The sequence below is a fragment of the Streptomyces sp. NPDC047971 genome (genome assembly GCF_040653355.1).
In the GTDB taxonomy this organism is placed as follows: Bacteria; Actinomycetota; Actinomycetes; order Streptomycetales; family Streptomycetaceae; genus Streptomyces.
Genome location: NZ_JBEZNW010000070.1, coordinates 1 through 22,907, shown reverse-complemented (window position 1 = coordinate 22,907; position 22,907 = coordinate 1). Strand labels below are relative to the sequence as shown.

The window sequence follows — 22,907 nt, the reverse complement described above, 5'->3', positions numbered from 1 at the left end:
CCTATCCCAACTAATTTTATTTCAACCTTTCTTTACATAAAACCAACCCAACTGCGGCTGTTTTTTTTTTTTTTTTAAAAAAACCCCCCCGGGGGGGGGGCCCCCGCGGGCCCCCCACCCCTTGTACGGAAAGCCGCGCCCGGCGGACGGTCGCGCCTACGCGTCCAGCGCCTCGCGCCAGACGCGGACCGCCGCCGGGGACACCGGCGCCGTCCAGCCGTCCGGGCGGGCCGCGCCACCGATGTGGAAGGCGTCGACACCCGCCTCGCGCAGTTCCGGGAGGTGGTCGAGGCGGAGGCCGCCGCCGACCAGGAGCCGGGGTTCGTAGCCCGGTTCGCCGGCGCGAGCGGCCTCCGCCTTCAGGACGGGCAGGCCGTCGTCGACGCCGGTCGGCGCACCCGCCGTGAGGAAGGTGTCGAGCCCCGGCAGGTCCGCGAGCTGCTTGCGCAGGGTGTCGCGGTGCGCGGCGCGGTCGATGGCCCGGTGGAAGGTCCAGCGGCAGCCGTCCAGGACGGCGATCAGACGCTCGACCGCCACCAGATCGGGATCGCCCTCCGCCGTCAGGAAGCCGAGCACGAACTGGTCCGCGCCGGCCTCCCGGAGGTCGGCGGCACGGGACACCAGCGCCTCGACGTCACCGGCCGCGAAGCCGTCGGCGAGTCTGAGCATCACGCGCAGGGGGATGTCCACGGCGGCACGGATCGCCTCGAAGGCGGTGCGTGACGGGGTCAGCCCGTCCGCCGCCATGTCGGTGACCAGTTCGAGGCGGTCCGCCCCGCCGGCCTGGGCGGCGACCGCGTCCTCCGCGTCGAGGGCGATCACCTCAAGCACTGCACGGTTGCTCATCGAGCCCATTCCTCCATGAATGACGGCTACAGGTCTAGTCCAATGACCAGCCTAGCCGTGCGTGTGGTCTCCCGCATCGTGCGAGGACTCATCCGCCACCGCCGTCGCCTGCCCCGCGTGCACCGTGAAGGCCGCCGTCCGCACCTTCCCCTCGTGCTGGAAGTCCAGGAACAGGCGGTACGTCCCCGCGCTCGGTGCCGTGGCCGTGAAGGAGACGTCCGGACCGGGCCCGCCCTCGTTGGGGTGGACGTGCAGGTAGGCGAGGTCTCCGTCGCGCAGGGCGACGAGATGGCCGTACGCCCCGAGGTACGGCTCCAGGTCGTCGACCGGCTTGCCGTTCCTGGTGACGGTGAGCTTCAGCTCACCCGCCCTGCCCGGGACGAGGGTGCCGCCCAGCGTGACCTGATACCCGTCGACGGTGGCCGTCCGCTCGGCGGCGGGCAGCGGCCGGGGCGCGTACGCGCCGGGCACGGACAGGTCCACGCCCAGGGTCACGCCCTTGGCGTTCTTCCCGGCGGGCTTGAAGTCGGCGAAGGCCTTGTAGCCGCCCGCGGCCGGCAGGTCGACCGGCGTCGACCAGGTGCCGTCGGCCGCGCGCACCGGGTGGAGATGGCGGTAGACCGTGAGGTCCCGCGAGGCCACGATGAAGTGCAGCTCCTTGCCGTGCTCGGTGGTGTACGCGGTGACCTTCCCGCCCTTCGCGTCCTTGATGGAGAAGGTGAGCACGCTCGTGCCCCGCTCCGGCCTGGGCGTCTCCATCACCAGGGTGTAGCCGCCCTCGGAGACCTGGAGGCCGCCGGCGGCGGGCGCGCTCGCGGCGCCCTCCTCGTGACCGGCGTGTCCGTCCCCGCCGTCCGCCTTCGCGCCGCCCGGATCCGCGGCGGCCGCGTGCTCCCCGTGCGCGGCCTTCGCCGGCTCGCCCACGGGGCCGACGCCCGCACCGACCCCGTACGCGGTCCCGAAGGTCGCGGCGAGCGCGGCGGCGAAGGCGGTGATCTTCACTCCGGTGTTCATGGCAGCTCTCCCGTACGTGAGTAACCGTTCGATGCACCTCACGATACCCCTGGGGGGTATCAAGTCAAGCCGAGGGAGATGGTTGCGTCGAATACGGGTGGGGGGTATACATGGAACCAGAAGCAGATACCCCCCGAGGGTATCTGACCCCAGCAAGGAGGAAGACATGGGTTCCTGCTGTACTCCTGACGGCAGCTGCTCGACCGGCGCCGGCGAGGCCACGACCGCCGTCGCCGACAGCACCGCCACCGTCTACGCCGTGTCGGGCATGACCTGCGGACACTGCAAGACCGCGATCACCGAGTCCGTCTCCGCGCTCGCCGGTGTCATCTCCGTGGACGTCGACGTCGCCGGCGGCCTGGTGACCGTGACCACCGGCGGCGCGCCCGACGACGCCGCGATCGCCGCCGCCGTCGACGACGCCGGCTACGAGCTCACCGGCCGCGGCTGACGCGCCGCAGCCCCACCCCGGCCGCCGGGGCCCGTCCGTCCATGGGCCCCGGCCCCCGAGCCCCACCGAACACGGCCGGCCGCCACGAGCCCTCAAGAAGGAGCCATCCATGACCACGACCACGTCGGGCGCCGCCCAGGTCGAGCTCGCCATCGGCGGCATGACCTGCGCCTCGTGCGCGGCCCGAATCGAGAAGAAGCTCAACCGCATGGACGGGGTCGAGGCCACCGTCAACTACGCCACCGAGAAGGCGAAGGTCACCTTCGACGCGGCAGCCGACATCTCCGTCGCCGATCTGATCGCGACCGTCGAGGCCACCGGCTACACCGCCGAGGAACCCACGCCTCTCAGGGCGGAGTCCGGCGGCGAGGGCGGGCCGACCGACGAGGAGAGGGCCGACGAGGAGCTGCGACCGCTCAAGCAGCGGCTGATCACCGCCGTCGCGCTCGCCGTCCCCGTCATCGCGATGGCGATGGTCCCGGCGCTGCAGATCGAGTACTGGCAGTGGCTCAGCCTCACCCTCGCCGCGCCGGTCGTCGTCTACGCCGCCTGGCCCTTCCACAAGGCCGCCTGGACCAACGCCCGGCACGGCGCCGCCACGATGGACACCCTGATCTCGGTCGGCACGATCGCCGCGTTCCTCTGGTCCCTGTGGGCGCTGTTCTTCGGCACCGCCGGGACGCCGGGCATGACCCACCCCTTCGAGTTCACGATCGCCCGCACCGACGGCGCCGGGAACATCTATCTGGAGGCCGCGGCCGGCGTCACCGCCTTCATCCTGGCCGGGCGCTACTTCGAGGCCCGCTCCAAGCGCAAGGCGGGCGCGGCGCTCAAGGCACTGATGGAGCTGGGCGCCAAGGAGGTCACCGTCCTGCGCGGAGGCCGCGAGGTCACCGTCCCGACGGCCGAACTCCAGGTCGGGGACCGCTTCCTGGTCCGTCCCGGCGAGAAGATCGCCACCGACGGCACCGTCGTCGAGGGCTCCTCCGCCGTCGACGCCTCCATGCTCACCGGCGAGTCCGTCCCCGTCGAGGTCTCCGTCGGCGACTCCGTCACCGGAGCCACCCTGAACGCCGGCGGCCGGCTCGTGGTCGAGGCCACCCGGGTCGGCGCCGACACCCAACTCGCCAGGATGGCCAAGCTCGTCGAGGACGCCCAGAACGGCAAGGCCGCCGCCCAGCGCCTCGCCGACCGGATCTCGGCCGTCTTCGTCCCCGTCGTGATCGCGCTCGCGCTCGGCACGCTCGGCTTCTGGCTCGGCACCGGCGCGGGGCTGACGGCCGCGTTCACCGCCGCCGTGGCCGTCCTGATCATCGCCTGCCCCTGCGCCCTGGGCCTCGCCACCCCGACCGCGCTCATGGTCGGCACCGGCCGCGGCGCCCAGCTCGGCATCCTCATCAAGGGGCCCGAGGTCCTGGAGACGACCCGCAAGGTCGACACGATCGTCCTGGACAAGACCGGCACCGTCACCACCGGCCGGATGACCCTCCTCAAGGTCCACACCGCCGAAGGCGTCGACGAGACCGACGTGCTGCGGCTCGCGGGCGCCCTGGAGCACTCCTCCGAGCACCCCATCGCCCAGGCCGTCGCCACCGGCGCCGCCGCCAAGATCGGCGCGCTTCCCACCCCGGAGGACTTCGCCAACGTCCCCGGCCTGGGCGTCCAGGGCGTCGTCGACGGCCACGCCGTCCTCGTCGGCCGCGAGAAGCTGCTCGAAGAGTGGGCGATGTCGCTCACGGAGCCCCTCAAGTCCGCCAAGGACGCGGCGGAACGGGCCGGCCGGACGGCTATCGCGGTCGCCTGGGACGGCAGGGCGCGCGCGGTCCTGGAGGTCGCCGACGCCGTCAAGGAGACCAGCCCCGAGGCGATCCGCCGGCTGCGCGGGCTCGGCCTCACGCCGATCCTCCTCACCGGCGACAACAAGGCCGTCGCCGAGGCCGTCGCCGCCGAGGTCGGCATCGACGAGGTCATCGCCGAGGTCATGCCGCAGGACAAGGTCGACGTGGTCAAGAAGCTGCAGGCCGAAGGCCGTTCGGTCGCCATGGTCGGCGACGGCGTCAACGACGCGGCCGCGCTCGCCCAGGCCGACCTGGGTCTGGCGATGGGCACCGGCACGGACGCCGCCATCGAGGCCGGCGACCTGACCCTCGTACGGGGGGACCTGCGGGCCGCGGCCGACGCGATCCGGCTCTCCCGCAAGACGCTCGGCACGATCCGCTCGAACCTCTTCTGGGCCTTCGCCTACAACGTGGCCGCGCTGCCGCTCGCCGCGGCGGGCCTGCTCAACCCGATGATCGCGGGGGCCGCGATGGCCTTCTCCTCGGTCTTCGTGGTCGGCAACAGCCTGCGCCTGCGCGGGTTCCAGGCCGCCGACAAGTGACCTGACTCAAGGAGACCGCCGTGGCCGGTTACGGAGAGCACAAGGAAGACATCATCAGGCGCCTGCGGCGCATCGAGGGCCAGGTCCGGGGCGTGCAACGGATGGTGGACGAGGACATCTACTGCATCGACGTGCTGACCCAGGTCTCCGCCGTCAACGCGGCCCTCCAGTCCTGCGCCGTGGCCCTCCTGGACGAGCACCTCAGCTGCTGTGTCACCGAGGCGATCGCCCAGGGCGGGGACCAGGCGAAGGTGAAGGTGGGCGAGGCGTCCAAGGCGATCGCCCGGCTGATCAGGACCTAGCTCCCCCGACGGGGAAACGGATCAACCGCCCTTGTGCGAAGGGCAGTCGGCGGACAGGCTGACGCTCAGGCGAAGACAGAGCCCGAGCACCTGCCGGAGGAGCGTCAGCTCCACCGAACCGGGCAGACCAGGGCCGCAGACCTTCGCGCAGGGGCGGTTCCTCATGAGGGTCGACATCCCGCCATCGTACCCCTAGGGGGTATATCTTCGCGGGTTGAGCGGCCCGTACGATGGGCCGCCCGTAGGGGGAGGGGATGCGCGTGCGCCGGCTGGGAGAGCTGGAGGCCGAGATCATGGACCGGCTGTGGGCATGGCAACGGCCCGCCACGGTCCGCGAGATCGTCGACGACATAAACCTGGGGCGCCGGGTCGCCTACACGACGGTCATGACGGTGGCGGACATCCTCCACCGCAAGGGCTGGCTCCGCCGCGAGAAGGCGGGCAGAGCCTGGCTGTACGAACCGGTCCGCGGCCGCGAGGAGTACACGGCGGCCCTGATGCAGGACGCCCTCGGCGACAGCGCGGACCGGCCCGCCGCGCTGCTGCGCTTCGTGGAGACCATCTCCGACGAGGACATGGCGGCCCTGGACGCGGCGCTCCGCTCCGCCCGGCGCGCCCAGGACGGCGAGCTCGGGTGAACCACCACCTCCTGCCGCCGCTCGGCCTGGCCCTCTCGTCCGGGCTGCTGATCCCCTGGCTGCTGGTGCGGGCCCGCTGGGCCCAACAGGTGCCCCGGCTCGCCCTGGCGGTCTGGGCGGTGAGCGGCGCGGTGTTCGCCGCGTCGGCCGCGCTCCTCGCCACCCATCTCACGCTGCCCGCGGACAGCAGTCACCGGCTGAGCGACGTCTACCTCGGGCTCCGGATCCCCGCCCCGGAACGGCTCCTCACCCTCTCCGGCCGCGAACGGCTCGCCCTGGCCCTGGGTTTCGCCGTACTCGCGATGCCCGTCGCCGGATACGCGCGGGAGCTGCTGCGGGCCCGCCGGGCCCGGCTGCGGCACGCCGGGATGCTGCGGCTCGTCGGACGGTACGACCCGGCGCTGCGGGTCACCGTGCTCGACCACGCGCGACCGGCCGTCTACTGCCTGCCCGGCAGCTCGCGCCGCGTCGTCGTCTCCTCGGGGGCCGTGGACACGCTCACCGAGGCCCAGCTGGCGGCGGCGCTCGCGCACGAGCGGGCCCACATCGCCGGCCGCCACCATCTCCTCGTCGCCGCGGCCGAGGCGTTCGCGGCGGTGTTCCCGCGGCTTCCGCTCGCACGGCACGGCGGGAGCGCCGTGCCGCTGCTGCTCGAAATGGCGGCGGACGACCGGGCCCTGCGCCGCTGCACGCGCGACGCGCTGGCCACCGCGCTGTACACCCTCGCCTCGGGGCAGGCGCCCCGCGAGGCGTTCGCGGCGGGCGGGCCGTCGGCGGCGGTGCGGATGCGCCGCATCCTCGCTCCGCACAGCGCGGGACACCCCGTGCTGCGAGGGCTGTCGACGGTCGTCGCGGCGGGTCTCGCGGTCGCGCCGCTGATCATCGCCTGTTGTTCCTTCCCCAACTAATCGACTCGATTCAGCCCCTTTTACTAAGTGAATTCGTAGATTTCACATCGGTCACATGGGACTGAATTCCCGGCTATTGTGGGTACGTTGACGCTCGGGCTCGGCACGTCGAAGGGTACGGACCAATGCAGCTGGCTGACGTGCGGACGGCGGCTGCCGCCGACGCGGCGACGATATCCAGGCTGCTGGCGGACGCCATTCGGGGCAGTTACGACGGAATCCTCGGCGAAATCCCCGTGCGTCGACTGATCTCCACGCAATGCGCACTTCCCCGTATCCGCGCGGAAATTGAAATTCCCGGCGGCGCGCCGGGCTGGCTCGGCTGGCTGGTGGCCACCGACACGGACGGCGCGGTCGTCGGCGCGGCCGCCGGCGGAGTCCCGGTCCCGGGCGAGGGCGAGCTGTACGCACTGGCCGTCGCCGAGGCTTCGCGCCGGCGGGGCGTCGGCTCGGCGCTCCTCGCGGCGGCCACGGACCGCATGAAGGGGTTCGGGGCCGGCGAACAGCGTGTGAGCCTCCCGACCGAGGGCGACCCGTCGCTCCCCTTCTACGAGACGCGCGGCTTCACCCCGCTCACCCCCACGCGCCTCGCCCGCGAGGTCTGACGCCCGCCGGAGCCCTCCCTCCGGCACCCCTGGCAGATCAACGCCATCGCGTGTTCACGCCGCCCGATCCGCTGGCCCCCCGGGCCGGCCCCGCTCCAGGATGGTCACAGCGACGCGGACCCGGCGGCACGGGTTCCTCGTCCGGACGGCACGGACCGAGCGAGCACCTGGAGGAGCGATGCAGAAACAGAGCGGCGCCGCGCTCGCGCCGGTCCTGCCGTCCCGGTACGACCTGACCACCGACCCCCTCCCCGGTCTGGAGTCCGTCGCCGAGGGCGACGCCGACTCCGTCTGGCTGTACGACGCCCTGCTCGGCCCGCACAGCGCGGACATCGTCCGCTACCTCGGCCTCGCCCGCGCCACCGGAGGTCGCGGCCCCGTGCTGGACCTCGGCTCCGGCGCCGGGCGGCTCTCCGTCCCGTTCGCCCGGCACGGCTTCGCCGTCGAGGCGGTCGACCGGGACGCCGACGCCCTGGAGCGGCTCCGGGCCTGGGCCCGTCGCATCGGCCCGCAGGTCGCCGACCTGATCGTGACGACCCACGCCGATCTCACCGAGCTGCGGCTGCGCGGCAGTTACCGGCTCGCCCTCCTCGCCGGCGCCATGGTGTCCGCCGTCCCCCCGAAGGCCCGCCCCGGTCTGCTGCGCGAGATCGCCTCGCACCTGGACACCGGCGGCGCCCTCGCCCTGGACTACACCGCCCATCTGCTCCCCGGGCTCGTCGCCGAACCGCGGCGGACCTGGGCCTTCCAGGTCCCGCGTTTCGACGGGATCGACGAGTGGGTGGTCGCCCGGCAGGTCTTCGACATCGCGGAGATGAGCGAGCGGATCACCTACTACGCCTCCAGGACCGGCAAGCTCTCCACCGAGCGCGCCGTCCTGACCACCGACAAGTGGATCGTCGACCCGGAGCACCTCGCGGCCGAACTGCACTCCGCGGGCCTGCACATCGCGGGCAGACGGCGCCATCGGATCGACGAACGCACCGAGAGCGTGCTGCTCGTCTGTCGTACGGACGACTGACATCGAGGAACACCAAGAGGTACGATGCCTGCAAAAGTTTGATCCGACCAGGCGGAGAAGATGGCAGTCGTGGATGAGCTGACGGGCCGCGAGGCGGTGATCCAGCGCCTGCGCGATGTCGGGCTGCGGGTCACGGGCCCCCGCCTGGAGGTGCTCACGGTGCTGGCCTCGGCCGGCCACCTCGACGTGGAGGCGATCACCGCGACCGCCCGCGAGCGTCTGGGGACGCTCACCAGCCAGGCGGTGTACGAGATGCTCCGGCACTTCCAGGAGACGGGCCTGGTCAGCAAGTTCGACCGGCCGGGGATGCCGGCCGTCTTCGAGATCTCCGGGCCGCCGCACCAGCATGCGCTGTGCGTCCGCTGCGGCCGGGTGGAGAACGTCGACGCCAAGGCTCCCGCCCCGCCCCGCGGCAGCCTGCCCGACTGGCGGACCACCGACGCCGAGATCGTCTTCAAGGGACTGTGCCCCGACTGCGCGGAGCCCGGCGCCTCCTGAGACCCCGGACAGGGACCGAGACGTCGACACCGAACCTCGGTACCGAACCGCGGTCGGGAACGGCCGTACCGGTCCGAGACGCGTCCGGTACGGGACCGCGGGCCGAGACCGCTTGAACACCGTGCGTCGCGTTCGAATCTGTGGCAGGGTCTAGCGGGGCGATTCAACGGGATCCACACGGATCCGAGGGGAGTCTGCTGCGCCGTGTCGAAATACGCCACCGGGACACGTACGGGAAGCGATCAGGCCCTCGCGGTCTACCTCGAACTCCGTGCCCAGCCCTCCCGCTCGTTCGACGAGGTCGCCGACGCCCTCGCCCTCTCCGCGGAGGACCGGCGGCGATGCAGCGGCGACCTCGCCACCCTCGGCCTGATCGAAGCCGGCACGACGCGCTCGGTCATCGACCCCGACGTGGCCCTGGTCCGCCTCCTGCAGTGCGAGCGCGACCGCCTGGAGAACCGCCTCGCCGAGACCAGCCGCGCGCAGACCACCCTGGAGACCCTGGCGGGCCCCTTCCTCGGGGCCGGCTCCGCCCCCCGCTCCGAGGTCGAGGTCGAGATCGTCTCCGACCCCCACCGCGTCCGGCGGGAGTTGGCCGGCCTCGGCGAATCCGTACGGACCTCGGTGCACTCCCTGCACACCGGATCGGTACGGCGCGAGGACATGGCCGCCGAACTGGACCGCGACCGGCGCTGGACGGCACGCGGGGTGCGCGTCCGCGTCGTGTACAGCCGCCGGATCAGCTCCGTACCGGACATGGCGCAGCATCTCCAGGAGCGCGCCGCCCTCGGCGTGGAGGTCCGGTTCTCCCCCGTCGTACCGATGAACATGGTGCTCGCCGACGAGAACTTCGCGCTGCTTCCCACCGACGCGCACGACCCGGGGTCCGCCGCGATCCTCGCGCGCGGACCCGGCCTGGTCCGTTCTTATCTCGCGCTGTACGAGTACTGCTGGCACGCCGCCACCCGGTACGGCGACGAGGAGAAGCCCGAGCACGGCGGCGACGGCCTCTCCGAGCAGCAGCGGGTCGCGCTGCGGATGCTGGCCTCCGGCATCAAGGACGAGCAGATCGCCAAGAACCTCGGGGTCTCCCTGCGCACGGTCAGCCGACTGCTCTCCGAGGTCATGCAGGAGCTGGGCGCGGCGAGCCGGTTCGAGGCCGGTGTGAAGGCCGCCAGGCTCGGGCTCCTGGACGGCGAGGTACGCGACCGGCCCCTGTGAGGCGCGGGCCGGGCCGTGTGACGTGGCCAAGATCGTACGGGGACATCGGCCGCCCCCTGTGACAGGGTGGGACGGGGAGACGGGGATCGACGAGGGGGGTCACAGCGCCATGGCCACGACGGACGACGGCAGAGAAGGACTGGCCGCCGAGGCGCTTTTGACTCTCTATCAGGAACTGCGCAGGCGCGGCGTGTCGAGCTTCCGGGAGGCATGCGCGGAGCTGCGGATGGCGCCGGAGGAGTACGAGCGATGTCGGGTCGAACTGACCTCGCTCGGCCTGATCGTGCCGACCACCGAGACCCACGCCACGATCGCCGACGTCCGGGACGCCCGCTGGAAACCGGACACGGACACGGTGGCCACCGTCGATCCCGAGATCGCCCTGCTGCGCCTGCTGGAGCGGGAGCGCGAGCGGCTGCGGGACCATCTGGCCGAGGCCGACCGGGCCTACTCCACCCTGGAGACGCTGGCGGAAACCTTCCTCCGCGCCGGAGCGCTGACCCGTTCCGAGATCGCCGTCGAGGCCATCACCGACTACCGCAGGATCCAGCAGGCCCTTGAGGACATCACCGATGTGATGCAGGAGAGTTCGGCCTCGATGCACCCCGGCGGACCCAACCGGCAGATCCCCGAGCGGATGCTGGACCGGGACCGGCGCCAGATCGGCAACGGCGTGCGCGTCCGCGCCATCTACCGCAGCCAGGACGCGGCGCGGCCCGAGCTCGCGGAGCTGCTGGGCCGGCGCGTGGCGCTGGGCGTGGAGATCCGGCTCGCGCCCGTCATCCCCATGAACATGATCATCGCCGACCAGCAGTTCGCCCTGGTGCCGATCCGTCCGGAGGAGCCCCGCGAGGGTGCCATCCTGGCGCGCGGCTCCGTGCTGGTCCGGTCCTATCTCGGGCTGTACGAACACTGCTGGCACACCGCGACCCCGTACGGCGACGACGCGGCGCCGGAGCGGGGCGGCGACGGACTGTCGGAGCAGCAGCGGGCCGCGCTCCAGATGCTCGCCTCGGGAATGAAGGACGAGAAGATCGCGCGGAACCTCGGGGTGTCGCTGCGCACGGTGAGCCGAATGCTCTCCGAACTCATGCAGGAATTGGGCGCGTCGAGCAGATTCGAGGCCGGTGTCCGCGCGGTTCGCCTCGGCTGGCTCGACTGAATCGGAGTCCCGCCGACGGACGGGAACGAAGAAGCCCCGTGATCGCCTTACGGCGATCACGGGGCTTTCCCGATTCCAGCTGATTACCGCTGACTCCCCAGCTGAATTCAGCTCGATCTCGGGTCAGTTGGTGGGAACGACCGGGGACGGGGTCGGCGCCTTCGGCCAGTCGTTCTCCGCGCCCGCCTGCTGCGAGGTCGCCGCCGGGGCGGCATCCGGGGCGGCGGCCAGCGCGGCGCCTCCCGCGACGGCCGTACACGCCACCATGGCGATGGCGAACTGGCGGACGAGCGTGCGGACGGCCGGGATACGCGCAGCGGACATGATTCCTCCAGGAGTGGGCTTGGGAATTTCCGACTTCGGGGGCCCGTGCCGCCGGGCGCTCCCTGAAGACATCTCCATATTGGCCCGCCCCGGGAAACGGATCCAGAGTTTCTCCATGCGTGGATCTGCCATGGCGTGGATGCGTCATTACGCCAATCCACTTGCCCCACAACGGAATTGACCGATCCGGAGTGCTGCATATCTTTGGTCAGACCAAAAGAGATGCTAGGCTGACCTTGCGGCCTTCTCGTTCCTCCAGGAGAGAGGGGCCGCCGAGGCAGGGGCGTGCCGCCGCCCCTGCCCCACTCAACGCCCCCTCGTACACCTCGATCGTCCGGGCGGCGGATCCACGCCAGCTCATCCCCCGGGCATGACGGACCGCGGCCTCCCCCATCGCCGCCCGTACCTTCGGACGCGTCGCCAGCCACAGCAGCCGACGGGCGTACTCCACCGGGTCGTGCCCCCGGACCAGCAGCCCCGTCACCCCGTCCCACACCGCCGTCGGCAGCCCGCCCACCGCCGCCGCGAGCACCGGCGTCCCACATGCCTGCGCCTCCAGGGCCACCAGGCCGAAGGACTCGCTGCGCGAGGGCACCACGAGGACGTCCGCCGCCCGGTACCAGTCCGCGAGGCCGGACTGCGCCACGGGAGGGCAGGGGCGCAGCACATCGGCGACCCCCAACTCCCGCGCGAGCTGCCACCACGCGCCCTGTCCGCCCGCCCCGGAATGCCCGCCGACGACCGGGACGAGCAGCCGGCGGCGCAGGTCCGGCGCCATCAGCAACAGCTCCGCCACCGCCCGTACGAGCACGTCGGGACCCTTGAGCGGCTGGATGCGTCCCGCGTACAAGGGGATGAAGGCATCGGCCGGCAGCCCCAGCCGGGCCCTGGCGGCCGCCCGCCCCGCGCCCGGCCGGAACGTCCGCAGATCCACACCCGGCCGCACCACCTCGGTGCGGCGCGCCGAAGCCCCGTACAGCGCGCGCAGCGCCTCCGCCTCGTCGGCGGTGTTGGCTATCAGCCGGTCGGCCGAGCCGACCACCTGGTGTTCGCCGCGGATCCGCAGCTCGGGCTCGGGGGTGTCCCCCTCGGCCAAGGCCGCGTTCTTCACCCGGGCGAGCGTGTGCGCGGTGTGGACCAGCGGTGTCCGCCAGCCCGCGGAGGCGATGCGGCCGGCCTGCCCGGAGAGCCAGTAGTGGGAGTGGACCAGGTCGTAGCGCCGGTCCTCCTTGAGCAGGGCCAGGGAGAACGGCACGACCAGGACGGGCAGCGCCTCCTTGGGGATCGGCCGGCAGGGGCCCGCATGGAGGTGCCGGACCCGCACGCCCGGTGCCAGGTCGACGGACGCGGGCCGGTCCTCGCCCCGGCAGCGGGTGAACAGGTCGACCTCGGCGCCCTGTTCGGCCAGGGCTCGGGAGAGCTCGACCATGTAGACGTTCATCCCGCCGGCGTCCCCGGTTCCTGGCTGGTGGAGCGGGGAGGTGTGGACGCTGAGCATGGCGACGCGCAGAGACACGTGGGGCTCCTGTGAGGGCGGGCCACGTGTCCCTGCGTTGCGTCGCGCACGACCACGCGGCGGTGGGGGTGGATCAGGGAGGGACGGTACGGGGGTAGCGGCGGTGCGGCTCGGTGGAACGGGGTCAGAAGCCGAAGACGGGGCCGGACGGCGGGGCGAGCCGGGTCCCCGGCAGGGGCCCGGTCAGGGCGGAGGCGTCGATGGGCCGGCCGGGCTCGACCCTCAGCGCGGCGGCCAGCCGGTCGGCGCCCTCCGGCATCACCGGCCGCGCCCAGGCGGACAGCGCCGAGGCGACGGCCAACTGGGTGGTCAATGCGGGCAGATGACGGCAGGCCGTGGTGGGCCGGCAGCGCTCGTGGGCGTTGACATGACCGAAGTCGGCCACCAGCCGGACCACCTCGTCGAGGACGGCGACCGCCCGCCGCGGGTCGAAGGCGTCGGGGCCGTACGCCTCCCGCAGGTCGCTCACGGCCCGGTCCAGCCGACGGTCCAGGACCTCCCAGCCGGTGCCGCCGGGCAGCGCCTCCGGGGCGAGCCCGCCGCACTCCTCGCGTACGGAGGCGAAGAGCCGCGCGAGCCAGCTGTTCCAGTTCTCGTCCAGCTCGCGACGTGCCGCGGTGAGCCGGTCCCGGTGGAAGACCGTGCGGCGCCCCAGCGGGCGGGCCTGCAGGACGTGGCGGCGCAGGGTGTCGGAGCCGAACTCGGTGAGCAGGTCGAGCGCCCAGACGTTGCCCTCCTGGACCCCCTCCTCGATCACGTACGACTCGTTGACGCAGAAGTCCTGCGGCAGCTTGATGTCCTGGGCGAGCAGCATCACCGGCAGCAGCACGGCGTGGCAGAAGGCGTGGCCGAAGCCGCAGAAGTGGATGGCGCGGCTCGGCAGCGGCCCCTTCGTGTCGTAGCCGAAGAGGTGCATCGCGGCGGCCTCGAAGCAGCCGTCGACGCGGTGGTCGGGAAAGCCCTCGACGGGGACCTGGAGCCCCCACTCGGCCGGGTGTCCGACGGCGATGTCCGGCAGCCCGTCCTCCACCAGCGACTCGCACAGCGCGGCCAGCCGGGGCGGCAGGCCGGCGGAGGCCCAGTAGTCGGCGAGGGTCTCGCGGAAGGGTTCGAGGGGGATGTAGAGACGGCGGCACCGGCGGGACAGCGCTGCGGTGTCGCAGAGCGAGCAGCGGGGCGCGATCAGGTCGCCGCCGTCGTTGGGCCTGGCGCACTCGTGGCACATGCCGCCGTCGCTGACCGCGCCGCAGTGCGGGCAGGTGCCGGTGACGTGCGCGCCGTACAGCCAGCGCTCGCACGGCTCGCAGTACGGCAGGAGGCGGGTGCGGGGCGCGATGACGCCCTGCGCGTACAGGCGGCCGAAGAGGTCCTGCACCCAGCGGCCGTAGCCGCGGTCGCGACGCGGTCGCACGATGTGGTCGAACTCCACTCCCGAGCGCAGCCAGTCGGCGGTGATCGCCGCGCGGTAGCCCTCGGCGACCTCCTCGGGCTTGCGGTGGTGGCGCAGGGCCCGGACCTCGACGGAGCTGGCGTGGTCGGCGGTGCCGGTGGTGAACCGTACGGGCTCGCCCTCGGCACGCAGGTAGCGGGAGAGGACGTCGGCCGCGACGTACGGTCCCGCGAGATGGCCGATGTGCAGTTCGCCATGGGTGGCCGGAGGGGTCGCGGTGATCCAGACAGGGGTACTCATGGGACCTCCTTGACGCTGTGGTGCGGTGAGCCTCAGCGAGGTGCTCGGGGCCTCGGCGGTGTGTTCGCCTTCAGCGGGGTTCGAAATGGAAGGAGCGGATGAAGCAGTCCCGGGGCTGTTCGACGGCATAGACGATGCATTCGAAGAGGGCCTGGGTGGTCAGCTTCTCGTCCGGCGCCATTCCGTCCGGATTCGATCCGTCCCATTCCGCGAACCGCGGATCGGACGTGGAGAAATCGGGCGGGAAGAGCGAGAAGACCCGGACGCCGGAAGGGCGGAGACGGCGCGAGAGAATGTCGGCGAAACCCGCCTGCGCGCTTTTCGCCGCCCAGAAGGCCGCATGGGCCGCGGCGGCGGAGGCGCCCTCGGCGTCGCGCACGGCCACCATGTTGACGATGTCGGGCCGCGACGAGCCGCGCAGCAGCGGCAGGAAGTGCTTGACCATCAGGACGGTGCCGCCGGCGGTCGACTCGATCGTCTCCACGATCTGGTCGTCGCTGGCCGCCTCCAGGTCCATGCCGTCGAGCCAGCGGGCGCCGTTGTTCACCAACAGGTCGACCCGGTCCGTGCGTTCGCCGACCCGCGCCGCGAACTCTCGGATCTCTGCGGGCCTGCTGAGGTCGCAGCCGAAGGCGTGGATACGGTCGCGGGCGGAACCCATCACCTCGGTACGGGTCCGCTCGGCGGCCTCGACGGTGCGGGCCGAGACATAGACCTCGGCGCCGAGATGCGCGAATCCGACGGCGAGCGCGCGGCCGAAATAGCGGGACGCTCCGGTCACGACGACACGCAGGTTCTCGAATTTCATCTCGTCCGCTCTCCCCAGGGATACCGGTTGCCGGTCGAATTCAGCGTGGCAGAGGAATCGGGGCCGGAGCGTCGTGAATGGGGTGCGCGTTCACGCCGTTGCGTGGATACGCCACGGCAGTCGCGGCCGGGCGAGCACGGTCGCGCGCTTGTGGTGGACGGCGACCCCGTGACGGTCGGCGGAGACGGCGACGGTCCCGCCGGGTGTGCGCGCGGGTCCGTCCAGGGCCGGTACGACGGTGCCGGGGAGCACGGCCGCGGCGGCGAGCGCGGCGGCGCCGGTGAGCGCGAGCCGGGGGTGCCAGCCGCCGACGGTGAGGGCGCGGACGGCGAGCCCGCCGGGGCCGACCGTGAAGGCGGCGATCTTGGGCAGGGCGGAGCGCGGTGCGAGGCCGAGCGTCCGGGCCGCGTGGCGGCGCAGCGCGAGCAGCCGCCGAAGGGTGTCGTCCCCGGCCCGGAACAGCTGCTCGGCGTCGGGGACACCGAGGTGTGCGGCGTCGACGAAGACGTACGGATTGCCGTACCGGACGAGGGAGACGGGCAGCCCTCCGAGCACGTCGACGGGCCTGCCGGTGGGGAGGGTCCCCGGGGCGTCGGGTGGGCGGAGGAAGCGGAGGGTGTGGCCGGTGCCGTCCTCCTCCGGCGCGCATCGGACGTCGTCGCCGGTCGTGACGGCGTGGACGGTGACGGGCCCCGGGCGGGCGGCCGCCACCACACAGGCGAGCAGGGAGTGGCCGCAGCCGGTGCGGAAGTCGAAGCCGCCGTCGGGGAGGGCCTGGACGAAGCGGTAGTCGAGATCGCGGCCGGGGCGGGCGGCGGCCCCGTACAGCGCGATCTTGTTCACGCGGGCGTACGGTGTCCGGCCGAGCGCGCGGCGCAGCGCGTCCAGCTCGGCGCCCGACGCCATTGCGCCGGACGGCAGTTGCGCGAGCTCCACGACGAGGGTGGGCCCCGGAGCGTCCTCGGCCCGCACGACGGCGGCGGCGACCGGGTGCGGCGCCCCGGTCCGCACGACCGCGGCGGCCACCGGGTGCGGCGCCCCGGTCCGGGCCGGTCCCGCCGCGCCCGCCTCACGCCGCACAACCCACCGGGATCCTCATGCCCCGCACCACGTCCGACCACAGCTCGTGCACGGCCAGCGCCCACAGGGCCGACGCGTCGTGCCGCGAGGGCCGTTCGAGCTGGCGGGCGAGGAGCTTCTGGACGCGGTCGGCTCGGACCCGGCCGCCCAGCACCAGGCGGGCCGGGGAGAGCAGCTCGCGGACCGTGTCGAGCAGCGGGCCGCCCGGGGCGAGCATGGCCGCGACCGGCAGCGTGAACGGCTGCTTGGGCCGTGCGAGGACCGAGGGCGGCAGCAGATCGGCCCCGGCCTCGTACAGCGCTCGCTTCCCCCGCAGGGCCGCCGGGGGCAGCGAGCGGGCGTGCGCGACCACCCGCGGCTGGCAGAACGGCATCCGCGCCTCGACCGCCCACGCCATCGACAGGTGGTCCACGCGCCGAAGGTGGTACGCGGGCAGCCGCCAGCGCGTCTCGAACCCCGTCATCGCCACCATCCGGTCCGCGCCGGCCGCCTCCGCCGAGCGCAGCTCCTGCTCGATCCGGTCGGCCGCGGAGCCCTCGTCGGCGATGAACGCCCGGTAGGACGAGGTGTAGAGGTGCTCGCGCAGCAGTCGCGGCGCGGCCGACAGCGCGTCCGCGTACGCCGCCGCCCAGTCCGCGCGGGCCGGCCCGCCGGGCGGGTCGAGCGCGGCACGCATCCGCTCGTACCCGCCGAAGAGTTCGTCCGCTCCGTCGCCCGAGAGGGCCACGGTGAAGCCGGCCTCCCGGACCGCACGGAACAGCGCGTACGTGGAGAGCGCGATGGGGTCGGCGTTGGGCTGGCCGAGGTGGCGGACGGCGCGGGTGAGCAGCGAGGGGAGCTCGTCGGGGTCGAGCGCGATCTCGTGGTGGACGGTCCTGGCGCGGCGGGCGACCGCACGGGCGTGCGCGGCCTCGGAGTCGGGCCACTTCCCCCGGTAGGTGAGGTGGAAGGTGTGCAGGGGCGGTGCGTCGGCCTCGCGGGCGTGTTCGGCGGCGAGCGCGGTGACGAGCCCGGAGTCGAGGCCGCCGCTCGTGATGGCGCAGACGGGCACCTCGGCCCGGGCGAGCCGCCGCACCTCGCCGCGCAGCACGTCCTGGGTGTCGCCCGTGGGCGCCGCCGGGTGCGGGGTGCGGCGCCGTACGTGCGGCCGGCGGCCCGGCCGCACGACGGCGGTGGCGCCGGGCGGGAGCACCTCGATGCCGTCGAGCGCGGTGCGGGCGGAGAACGACGTGCGGGTGGCGAGGACGGTGTCGAGGGAGTCCTCGCGGGGGGCGATCCGTACGCCCTCGAAGGCGAGGAGCGCGGGGATCTCGGAGGCGAAGCGGGTGGAGCCGTCGGCCGGGTCGTGGTGCCAGTGGAGGGGCTTCATGCCCATGTCGTCGACGGCGAGGACGAGTTGGGTCCTCCCCTGCCTGAGGTCGAGGATCGCGACGGCGAACATGCCGTCGAGGAGGTCGGCGAAGGCGGGGCCGTGCTCGGCGTACAGCGCGGGCAGCACGGTGCCGTCGCAGCGGTCGGGGAAGCGGTGGCCGCGGGCGGCGAGGCGGCGGCGCAGTGCGGCGTGGTTGTAGATCTCGCCGTTCAGGACGGCGAGGATCCCGGGCAGGTGCGGCAGGCGGTAGGGCTGTCGTCCACCGCAGGGGTCGGTGACGGCGAGCCGGTCGCACCCCATCGACCAGCCGGGTCCGCTGAGCACCTGGTGCTCGTCGGGGCCGCCGTGCCGCTGACGGGCCGACACCGCCGAGAGCTCGGCCGGCTCGGGGCGGGCCGCCGCCCCAGCGGCGAAGGAGCCGAAGATCCTGCACATACCGGTCACCCTCCAAGCAGTTCACTTGTCGCTACCAATAATTTGAATCTACCAAGTTTTTGAATGGCGCGTAAGTGCCATGTCCAGTTCACGCCACGGCTCGGCCTTGCGGCGCCCCCGGCACCCCAACAGGCTGACTCCATGGAGGACTTCGACCACACCGATCGCACCGCCCCCGCGTCCCTGCTCGTGGTGGCCGCACACCCGGACGACATCGAGTTCTGCGTCAGCGGCACGGTCATGCAGTGGATCGAACGCGGCACCCGCGTCACGTACTGCATCGTCACGGACGGCGGCGCCGGCGGTTACGACGAACAGCTCCCGCGCCAGGCGATGGCCGACCTGCGCCGCGCCGAACAGGTCCACTCCGCCAAACTCAGCGGCGTCGCGGACGTCCGCTTCCTCGGCTACCCCGACAGCTTCGTGGAACCGAGCGTGGAACTCCGCCGCGACCTGTGCCGGGTCATCCGCCAGGTGCGCCCGCAGCGGGCGATCATCCCCTCCCCCGAGATCAACTGGGCGCGGGTGGCCGACCTCCACCCCGACCACCGCGCGGTCGGCGACGCCTGCCTCCGCGCGATCTACCCCGAGGCCCGCAACCCCTTCGCGCACGCCTCCCTCCTCAAGGAGGAGGGACTGGAGCCGTGGATCGTCCACGAGCTGTGGCTGATGACGGGCCCGACACCCAATCAGTACGTCGACGTCACCCCCGTCTTCGACCGCAAGGTCGAGGCCCTGCGCATCCACACCTCCCAGACGGCCCACTTCGACGACCTGGCGGGGCTGCTGCGGACCTGGCTGAGCGAACACGCGACGGCGGGCGGGCTGCCGGCGGGCCGCATGGCGGAGGCGTTCCAGATCGTCCACATCGACTGAGATCGGCCCCACCGGTTGGTCTATCGTGCCCTGGGGCGCACCCGCAGGGGTACGCAAGGACGGGCTGGGGGGCACGTGACCGACAGGCAGGTGGTTCGCCGAGGGGTTCGGCTCGGAGTGCGCATCGCCGTGGGACCCGCGGGGTTCTTCGGGCTGATCTGGCTCGCGCACGCCCTCGCGTGGCTCGTCACCGGGATGCGCGGGGACGCGTTCGCGGGCATCCTGCGCGGTGTCGTGGCGGTCGGCGGGACGCTGTCCGTCGGCGTGCTGCTCGGCGCCGCCACCGGCGCCGCCCTCGCCGTGGCGCCCGAGTGGCTCACCGCCCGGGCACCGCTGCGGGGACTGCTCGCCGGCGCCGTCGGGGGCGCGCTGTTCCTGCCGGAGACGCTGGTCGTCGCGTTCGCCACCGACGTCGGCTACCTGCCGACCCTGCTGACCGTGCTCGCCACACCGGTCGTCGGCGCCGTGGCCGCGGCGCACAGCGGTGACGTCGTGGGCCGGACCCGCCTCCACCCGTGGCTGTGGACCCCGACGTACCGACGGGTGGACACACCGGCCACCGCCACCTGACCGGCACCCCGGCGAGGCGGCGCCGGTCGGGTCGTGACGCGCGGGTCGCGAACCTACGATGGAGGTATGTCCACGCTCTCCCTCTGGTCGCGTGACTCCGTGCTCTCCATCGGCTCGGTGGGGTCCTGTCTGTCGATCGGCTCGGTCGGCTCGGTGCTGTCCGTCGGATCCGTCGGCTCGGCCGGGTCCGTCGCCTCGGTCGGATCCTGGCTGAGTGCGGCCTCCCTGCTGTCCGCGCAGTCCTGCTGGTCGGTCATGTCCTGGCGCTCCCGCTGCGGGGTCATGGCCGCCGGCACGTTCACCGCGACCGCGCTGGTCGCCGCGCTGGGCTCCTCCCCCCGGTCTCGCCGATACGGCCGTTGACGCACATCCTTCGCAGCGTCCGCCTTGCGGGCGTTCGCCGCCAACCGAGCCCCGGAACAGGCGAGTTCCCGCCCGTCCTGCGCGAGGAACGCGCATGTAGGCTCTGCCGATGACCTTGGAATGGGAGCAGGTAATCGTCCACTCGGTGGATCCGGCGGCCTTGGGGCAGTGGTGGGCGGACGCCCTGGGCTGGGTCGTCGTGTACTCCTCGGACGACGAGTTCGAGATCCGCCCGGAGCCGGACCGCATGCCGGGGCTGGACTTCGTCCGGGTCGCCGAGAACGAGAAGGCGAAGAGCCGGCTGCACCTCGATTTCCGGCCCGATGACCAGGACGCCGAGGTGGCCCGTCTGGTGGCCCACGGCGCACGGCGCGTCGACATCGGCCAGGGCGAGCAGTCGTGGGTCGTCCTCGCCGACCCCGAGGGCAACGAGTTCTGCGTGCTCGGCCCGCGGAAGCCGTGACCGGGCGACGGTGAGCCCGTGGCCCGTCCGGCCGCCGGACGGGCCACGGGCATGTCGACCCGTTCAGCCCACGAGGTGGACGGCCAGACCCGCGATGAGCGCGCTCGACACCAGCGCCGTCGCGAGCCGCCCCCGGGGGCCGGTGAGCCCCCGTCCGAGCAGCGCGCCGCCCGTGGCGAGGAAGAGCTGCCAGCTGGCGGAGGCAACCAGGGCGGCCAGCACGAAGACCGTACGGTCGAGGGACGTGGCGGGACCCGCGGGGCCCGTCGCCAGGATCAGGGCGACGAAGTAGATCACGGTCATGGGGTTCAGGATCGTGATCCCCAGGAACGTGACGAAGGCGCGCAGCGGTGTGAGCGGGCTGCCCAGGTCGTCGCGCGTCGCGAGGTTCCGTGCCCGGTAGGCGCGTACGGCGGTCCACGCCGAGCGGGCCGCGAGACCCACCAGGACCACCGCGGAGACCCAGCGCAGCGGCGTCATGACCGGGGTGAGGAGCGGCACGAGGGCCGAGCCGCCGAGGACGGCGATCACGGCGTAGAGACCGTCGGCCGCGGCCACGCCGAGGGCCGCTCCGGCGCCCGTGCGCCAGCCCGTGCGCGCCGTGACCGCCACGAGGTAGGCGCCGACCGCGCCGACCGGGATCGCGATTCCGTAGCCGGCGAGCAGGCCGGCCACCACCGCGGCGGTCACGCGACGGAGAGCGTCGCGCCTCCGGGGGAGCCGGGCTGCTGCTGTCGGCGGTAGGCCGCGCCGTCCTTCGTACGGGCCAGGTGGCCGCCGACGACGAGATGGCGGCGCAGGGCCGGGAAGTCCTCGTGGACGGTGAGGAGCGCCTCGTTGACCTCGCGCTCGGTGTACGAGCGGTCGGGCTCGAAGAGCGACCCGGCGAGGTGGGCGAGGAGCGCCTCACGGCGGGCGGGCCGGCGCGGGATCGCCTTCAGGCGTCCTTCGGCGGAGAACAGGTCCGCCACGGTGTCGATGCTTGGCATGGCCTGAAGCGTGGCGGCCCGGAGCCCTCCGCGCAAAGGGTTTACCGGGTGATCACGTTCCCCGCCGCCCCGGCCGTATCGGCAAGACCGGTGGCCGCCGCTCAGCGGTAGACGAGGAGTTCCTGTTCCGTCGCGCCGGTCAGGGTGTAGCGGGTGCCGACCAGCGGGCGGCCCGCGTAGAGCCGGATCAGGGTGGACGCCTCGCCGTGGAAACGCGCCGGCGGGCGGCCCGCGACGGTGTCGCCGAGGCAGACGGGCTCCGTGCGGTCCGGCAGGACGCCGACGAGCGCCGGGGTCTCCCGGCGGCGGCTCGTGACCGCCAGGAGCGGGAGGGCGAACTCCAGGCCGGCGCCGCGGTACGCCCCCGGCACCCCGAACGCCTCCCGTACGTCTCCGGCGTGCACCCACTCCCCCAGCGCCACCGCGTCCAGCGTGCCGTCCTCGGTCGCCGCGATCACCGGGCCTGCCTCCGTCAGGCCGCGCTCCAGTTCGTCGAGGATCCGGCCGAGCGGCCAGGGCTCCCGCTCGGCGACGTCGGCCGCGTTGGCCTCCGGCAGGAAGACGCCCTCCTCCAGGCGGCCCTCGACGATCCTGACGAGGGCCGCCGCGCAGTGCGCGAGCACCTGCCGGGCCGTCCAGCCCGGACAGGCGGTACGCAGGTCGAACGACGCCTCCGGAGCGCCCCGCAACAGCGGCATCAGCGCGTCCCGTTCCGTCCGGAGCAGCCGGTCGGGGAGCCATGGATCACGTACGGACGCCATCAGTAGCGGTAGTGGTCCGGCTTGTACGGTCCCTCCACCGGGACCCCGATGTACGCCGCCTGCTCCGGGCGCAGTTCGGTCAGCCGGACGCCCAGGGCCGCGAGGTGGAGGCGGGCGACCTTCTCGTCCAGATGCTTCGGGAGCACGTGGACGTCGGTCGGGTACTCCTGCGGCTTGGTGAAGAGCTCGATCTGGGCCAGCGTCTGGTCCGCGAAGGAGTTCGACATCACGAAGGACGGGTGGCCGGTCGCGTTGCCCAGGTTCAGCAGGCGGCCCTCCGACAGCACGATGACGACCTTGCCGTCGGGGAACGTCCAGGTGTGGACCTGCGGCTTGACCTCGTCCTTCACGATCCCGGGAGTCGCGGCCAGCCCCACCATGTCGATCTCGTTGTCGAAGTGGCCGATGTTCCCGACGATGGCCTGGTGCTTCATCCTGGCGATGTCGGAGGCCATGATGATGTCCTTGTTGCCGGTCGTCGTGATGAAGATGTCGGCCGTCTCGACGACGTCCTCCAGCGTCGCGACCTGGTAGCCGTCCATCGCCGCCTGGAGGGCGCAGATGGGGTCGATCTCGGTGACGATGACGCGGGCGCCCTGGCCGCGGAGGGACTC

Annotated in this window: 27 protein-coding genes; 14 read left to right on the top strand and 13 right to left on the bottom strand. The window is 72.8% G+C overall.

Annotated features, from left to right (window positions below):
* Window positions 1-156 precede the first annotated feature (156 nt).
* Both AB0D99_RS34720 and AB0D99_RS34715 read right to left on the bottom strand, forming a co-directional pair.
* The gene (locus AB0D99_RS34720) at window positions 157-846 is read right to left on the bottom strand and encodes a copper homeostasis protein CutC (RefSeq protein ID WP_362371873.1); all 690 of its coding nucleotides are present in this window, start codon (window positions 844-846) and stop codon (window positions 157-159) included.
* Window positions 847-897: 51 nt separating this feature from the next.
* Window positions 898-1,860, bottom strand: coding sequence for a hypothetical protein (locus tag AB0D99_RS34715; RefSeq protein WP_362371870.1), 963 nt, complete (start codon window positions 1,858-1,860; stop codon window positions 898-900).
* A 166-nt stretch (window positions 1,861-2,026) separates the two neighbouring features.
* On the opposite strand from AB0D99_RS34715, the gene AB0D99_RS34710 reads away from it, so the two are divergent.
* The 3 genes from AB0D99_RS34710 to AB0D99_RS34700 all read left to right on the top strand — a co-directional run bounded on the left by AB0D99_RS34710 (window position 2,027) and on the right by AB0D99_RS34700 (window position 4,993).
* A complete protein-coding gene (locus AB0D99_RS34710) occupies window positions 2,027-2,311 on the top strand; it encodes a cation transporter (RefSeq protein WP_362371867.1) in 285 nt (94 codons plus the stop codon).
* A 109-nt stretch (window positions 2,312-2,420) separates the two neighbouring features.
* Complete coding sequence (locus tag AB0D99_RS34705; protein WP_362371864.1) at window positions 2,421-4,691, top strand: heavy metal translocating P-type ATPase; 2,271 nt, start codon at window positions 2,421-2,423, stop codon at window positions 4,689-4,691.
* A 20-nt stretch (window positions 4,692-4,711) separates the two neighbouring features.
* Window positions 4,712-4,993, top strand: a complete 282-nt coding sequence (locus AB0D99_RS34700; RefSeq protein WP_362371861.1) for a metal-sensitive transcriptional regulator — start codon at window positions 4,712-4,714, stop codon at window positions 4,991-4,993.
* A gap of 21 nt (window positions 4,994-5,014) precedes the next feature.
* On the opposite strand, the gene AB0D99_RS34695 is transcribed toward AB0D99_RS34700, so the two are convergent.
* Window positions 5,015-5,170, bottom strand: a complete 156-nt coding sequence (locus AB0D99_RS34695) for a hypothetical protein (protein WP_362371858.1) — start codon at window positions 5,168-5,170, stop codon at window positions 5,015-5,017.
* An 83-nt stretch (window positions 5,171-5,253) separates the two neighbouring features.
* Here AB0D99_RS34695 and AB0D99_RS34690 point away from each other — a divergent pair, with 83 nt between their 5' ends.
* From AB0D99_RS34690 to AB0D99_RS34660, 7 genes are all read left to right on the top strand, one after another.
* Window positions 5,254-5,631: a BlaI/MecI/CopY family transcriptional regulator gene (locus AB0D99_RS34690; RefSeq protein WP_362371855.1), complete on the top strand. Its 378-nt coding sequence runs from the start codon at window positions 5,254-5,256 to the stop codon at window positions 5,629-5,631.
* Window positions 5,628-6,539 (top strand): M56 family metallopeptidase, encoded by a 912-nt coding sequence (locus tag AB0D99_RS34685; protein ID WP_362371852.1) that lies wholly within the window; start codon window positions 5,628-5,630, stop codon window positions 6,537-6,539. The genes AB0D99_RS34690 and AB0D99_RS34685 overlap by 4 nt, the downstream gene beginning before the upstream one ends.
* A 125-nt stretch (window positions 6,540-6,664) precedes the next feature.
* Window positions 6,665-7,144 carry a GNAT family N-acetyltransferase gene (locus tag AB0D99_RS34680; RefSeq protein ID WP_362371849.1) on the top strand — a complete coding sequence of 160 codons (480 nt, stop codon included), beginning with the start codon at window positions 6,665-6,667 and terminating at the stop codon, window positions 7,142-7,144.
* A 178-nt stretch (window positions 7,145-7,322) separates the two neighbouring features.
* Window positions 7,323-8,165, top strand: coding sequence for a class I SAM-dependent methyltransferase (locus AB0D99_RS34675; RefSeq protein ID WP_362371846.1), 843 nt, complete (start codon window positions 7,323-7,325; stop codon window positions 8,163-8,165).
* Window positions 8,166-8,225: 60 nt separating this feature from the next.
* Window positions 8,226-8,663: a transcriptional repressor gene (locus tag AB0D99_RS34670; protein ID WP_362371843.1), complete on the top strand. Its 438-nt coding sequence runs from the start codon at window positions 8,226-8,228 to the stop codon at window positions 8,661-8,663.
* A gap of 204 nt (window positions 8,664-8,867) precedes the next feature.
* Entirely contained in the window at window positions 8,868-9,884 is a 1,017-nt protein-coding gene (locus AB0D99_RS34665; RefSeq protein ID WP_362371840.1) for a helix-turn-helix domain-containing protein, read from the top strand.
* Window positions 9,885-9,993: 109 nt separating this feature from the next.
* Complete coding sequence (locus tag AB0D99_RS34660; RefSeq protein ID WP_362371837.1) at window positions 9,994-11,046, top strand: helix-turn-helix domain-containing protein; 1,053 nt, start codon at window positions 9,994-9,996, stop codon at window positions 11,044-11,046.
* A gap of 123 nt (window positions 11,047-11,169) precedes the next feature.
* Here the strand turns inward: AB0D99_RS34660 and AB0D99_RS34655 are convergent, their stop codons facing one another.
* The 6 genes from AB0D99_RS34655 to asnB all read right to left on the bottom strand — a co-directional run bounded on the left by AB0D99_RS34655 (window position 11,170) and on the right by asnB (window position 18,271).
* A complete protein-coding gene (locus tag AB0D99_RS34655; protein WP_362371834.1) occupies window positions 11,170-11,370 on the bottom strand; it encodes a hypothetical protein in 201 nt (66 codons plus the stop codon).
* Between the two features lie 208 nt (window positions 11,371-11,578).
* Window positions 11,579-12,868: a D-inositol-3-phosphate glycosyltransferase gene (mshA, locus tag AB0D99_RS34650; RefSeq protein ID WP_362371876.1), complete on the bottom strand. Its 1,290-nt coding sequence runs from the start codon at window positions 12,866-12,868 to the stop codon at window positions 11,579-11,581.
* A 142-nt stretch (window positions 12,869-13,010) separates the two neighbouring features.
* Window positions 13,011-14,576 carry a class I tRNA ligase family protein gene (locus AB0D99_RS34645; RefSeq protein ID WP_362371831.1) on the bottom strand — a complete coding sequence of 522 codons (1,566 nt, stop codon included), beginning with the start codon at window positions 14,574-14,576 and terminating at the stop codon, window positions 13,011-13,013.
* Window positions 14,577-14,646: 70 nt separating this feature from the next.
* The gene (locus tag AB0D99_RS34640; protein WP_362371829.1) at window positions 14,647-15,384 is read right to left on the bottom strand and encodes an SDR family oxidoreductase; all 738 of its coding nucleotides are present in this window, start codon (window positions 15,382-15,384) and stop codon (window positions 14,647-14,649) included.
* Between the two features lie 90 nt (window positions 15,385-15,474).
* Window positions 15,475-16,464: a PrpF domain-containing protein gene (locus AB0D99_RS34635; protein ID WP_362371827.1), complete on the bottom strand. Its 990-nt coding sequence runs from the start codon at window positions 16,462-16,464 to the stop codon at window positions 15,475-15,477.
* Window positions 16,454-18,271, bottom strand: coding sequence for an asparagine synthase (glutamine-hydrolyzing) (gene asnB / locus AB0D99_RS34630; protein WP_362371824.1), 1,818 nt, complete (start codon window positions 18,269-18,271; stop codon window positions 16,454-16,456). Before asnB ends, AB0D99_RS34635 begins: the two co-directional genes overlap by 11 nt.
* A gap of 141 nt (window positions 18,272-18,412) precedes the next feature.
* On the opposite strand from asnB, the gene AB0D99_RS34625 reads away from it, so the two are divergent.
* From AB0D99_RS34625 to AB0D99_RS34610, 4 genes are all read left to right on the top strand, one after another.
* Window positions 18,413-19,147, top strand: coding sequence for a PIG-L deacetylase family protein (locus tag AB0D99_RS34625; RefSeq protein WP_362371821.1), 735 nt, complete (start codon window positions 18,413-18,415; stop codon window positions 19,145-19,147).
* A 117-nt stretch (window positions 19,148-19,264) separates the two neighbouring features.
* Window positions 19,265-19,717: a hypothetical protein gene (locus tag AB0D99_RS34620; RefSeq protein WP_362371818.1), complete on the top strand. Its 453-nt coding sequence runs from the start codon at window positions 19,265-19,267 to the stop codon at window positions 19,715-19,717.
* 66 nt (window positions 19,718-19,783) lie between these two features.
* Window positions 19,784-20,080: a hypothetical protein gene (locus tag AB0D99_RS34615; RefSeq protein WP_362371815.1), complete on the top strand. Its 297-nt coding sequence runs from the start codon at window positions 19,784-19,786 to the stop codon at window positions 20,078-20,080.
* Window positions 20,081-20,189: 109 nt separating this feature from the next.
* Complete coding sequence (locus AB0D99_RS34610) at window positions 20,190-20,543, top strand: VOC family protein (RefSeq protein WP_362371812.1); 354 nt, start codon at window positions 20,190-20,192, stop codon at window positions 20,541-20,543.
* A gap of 63 nt (window positions 20,544-20,606) precedes the next feature.
* Here the strand turns inward: AB0D99_RS34610 and AB0D99_RS34605 are convergent, their stop codons facing one another.
* The 4 genes from AB0D99_RS34605 to AB0D99_RS34590 all read right to left on the bottom strand — a co-directional run.
* Window positions 20,607-21,233: a LysE family transporter gene (locus AB0D99_RS34605; RefSeq protein WP_362371809.1), complete on the bottom strand. Its 627-nt coding sequence runs from the start codon at window positions 21,231-21,233 to the stop codon at window positions 20,607-20,609.
* On the bottom strand, window positions 21,230-21,532 hold the full coding sequence (locus AB0D99_RS34600) for a DUF2087 domain-containing protein (protein WP_362371807.1): 303 nt from the start codon (window positions 21,530-21,532) through the stop codon (window positions 21,230-21,232). The genes AB0D99_RS34605 and AB0D99_RS34600 overlap by 4 nt, the downstream gene beginning before the upstream one ends.
* A gap of 101 nt (window positions 21,533-21,633) precedes the next feature.
* Window positions 21,634-22,293 carry a maleylpyruvate isomerase family mycothiol-dependent enzyme gene (locus AB0D99_RS34595; RefSeq protein WP_362371804.1) on the bottom strand — a complete coding sequence of 220 codons (660 nt, stop codon included), beginning with the start codon at window positions 22,291-22,293 and terminating at the stop codon, window positions 21,634-21,636.
* Window positions 22,293-22,907, bottom strand: a 615-nt coding sequence (locus tag AB0D99_RS34590; protein ID WP_362371801.1) for an adenosylhomocysteinase, incomplete at its 5' end; no start/stop codon positions are given. The genes AB0D99_RS34590 and AB0D99_RS34595, both read right to left, overlap by 1 nt.

Bases quoted from the DNA above. Each gene is read 5' to 3' on its own strand.
- AB0D99_RS34720 (WP_362371873.1), bottom strand. From the start codon at position 846: ATGAGCAACCGTGCAGTGCTTGAGGTGATCGCCCTCGACGCGGAGGAC.
- AB0D99_RS34715 (WP_362371870.1), bottom strand. From the start codon at position 1,860: ATGAACACCGGAGTGAAGATCACCGCCTTCGCCGCCGCGCTCGCCGCG.
- AB0D99_RS34710 (WP_362371867.1), top strand. From the start codon at position 2,027: ATGGGTTCCTGCTGTACTCCTGACGGCAGCTGCTCGACCGGCGCCGGC.
- AB0D99_RS34705 (WP_362371864.1), top strand. From the start codon at position 2,421: ATGACCACGACCACGTCGGGCGCCGCCCAGGTCGAGCTCGCCATCGGC.
- AB0D99_RS34695 (WP_362371858.1), bottom strand. From the start codon at position 5,170: ATGTCGACCCTCATGAGGAACCGCCCCTGCGCGAAGGTCTGCGGCCCT.
- AB0D99_RS34680 (WP_362371849.1), top strand. From the start codon at position 6,665: ATGCAGCTGGCTGACGTGCGGACGGCGGCTGCCGCCGACGCGGCGACG.
- AB0D99_RS34675 (WP_362371846.1), top strand. From the start codon at position 7,323: ATGCAGAAACAGAGCGGCGCCGCGCTCGCGCCGGTCCTGCCGTCCCGG.
- AB0D99_RS34670 (WP_362371843.1), top strand. From the start codon at position 8,226: ATGGCAGTCGTGGATGAGCTGACGGGCCGCGAGGCGGTGATCCAGCGC.
- AB0D99_RS34660 (WP_362371837.1), top strand. From the start codon at position 9,994: ATGGCCACGACGGACGACGGCAGAGAAGGACTGGCCGCCGAGGCGCTT.
- AB0D99_RS34655 (WP_362371834.1), bottom strand. From the start codon at position 11,370: ATGTCCGCTGCGCGTATCCCGGCCGTCCGCACGCTCGTCCGCCAGTTC.
- mshA (WP_362371876.1), bottom strand. From the start codon at position 12,868: ATGCTCAGCGTCCACACCTCCCCGCTCCACCAGCCAGGAACCGGGGAC.
- AB0D99_RS34645 (WP_362371831.1), bottom strand. From the start codon at position 14,576: ATGAGTACCCCTGTCTGGATCACCGCGACCCCTCCGGCCACCCATGGC.
- AB0D99_RS34640 (WP_362371829.1), bottom strand. From the start codon at position 15,384: ATGAAATTCGAGAACCTGCGTGTCGTCGTGACCGGAGCGTCCCGCTAT.
- asnB (WP_362371824.1), bottom strand. From the start codon at position 18,271: ATGTGCAGGATCTTCGGCTCCTTCGCCGCTGGGGCGGCGGCCCGCCCC.
- AB0D99_RS34625 (WP_362371821.1), top strand. From the start codon at position 18,413: ATGGAGGACTTCGACCACACCGATCGCACCGCCCCCGCGTCCCTGCTC.
- AB0D99_RS34615 (WP_362371815.1), top strand. From the start codon at position 19,784: ATGTCCACGCTCTCCCTCTGGTCGCGTGACTCCGTGCTCTCCATCGGC.
- AB0D99_RS34610 (WP_362371812.1), top strand. From the start codon at position 20,190: ATGACCTTGGAATGGGAGCAGGTAATCGTCCACTCGGTGGATCCGGCG.
- AB0D99_RS34600 (WP_362371807.1), bottom strand. From the start codon at position 21,532: ATGCCAAGCATCGACACCGTGGCGGACCTGTTCTCCGCCGAAGGACGC.
- AB0D99_RS34595 (WP_362371804.1), bottom strand. From the start codon at position 22,293: ATGGCGTCCGTACGTGATCCATGGCTCCCCGACCGGCTGCTCCGGACG.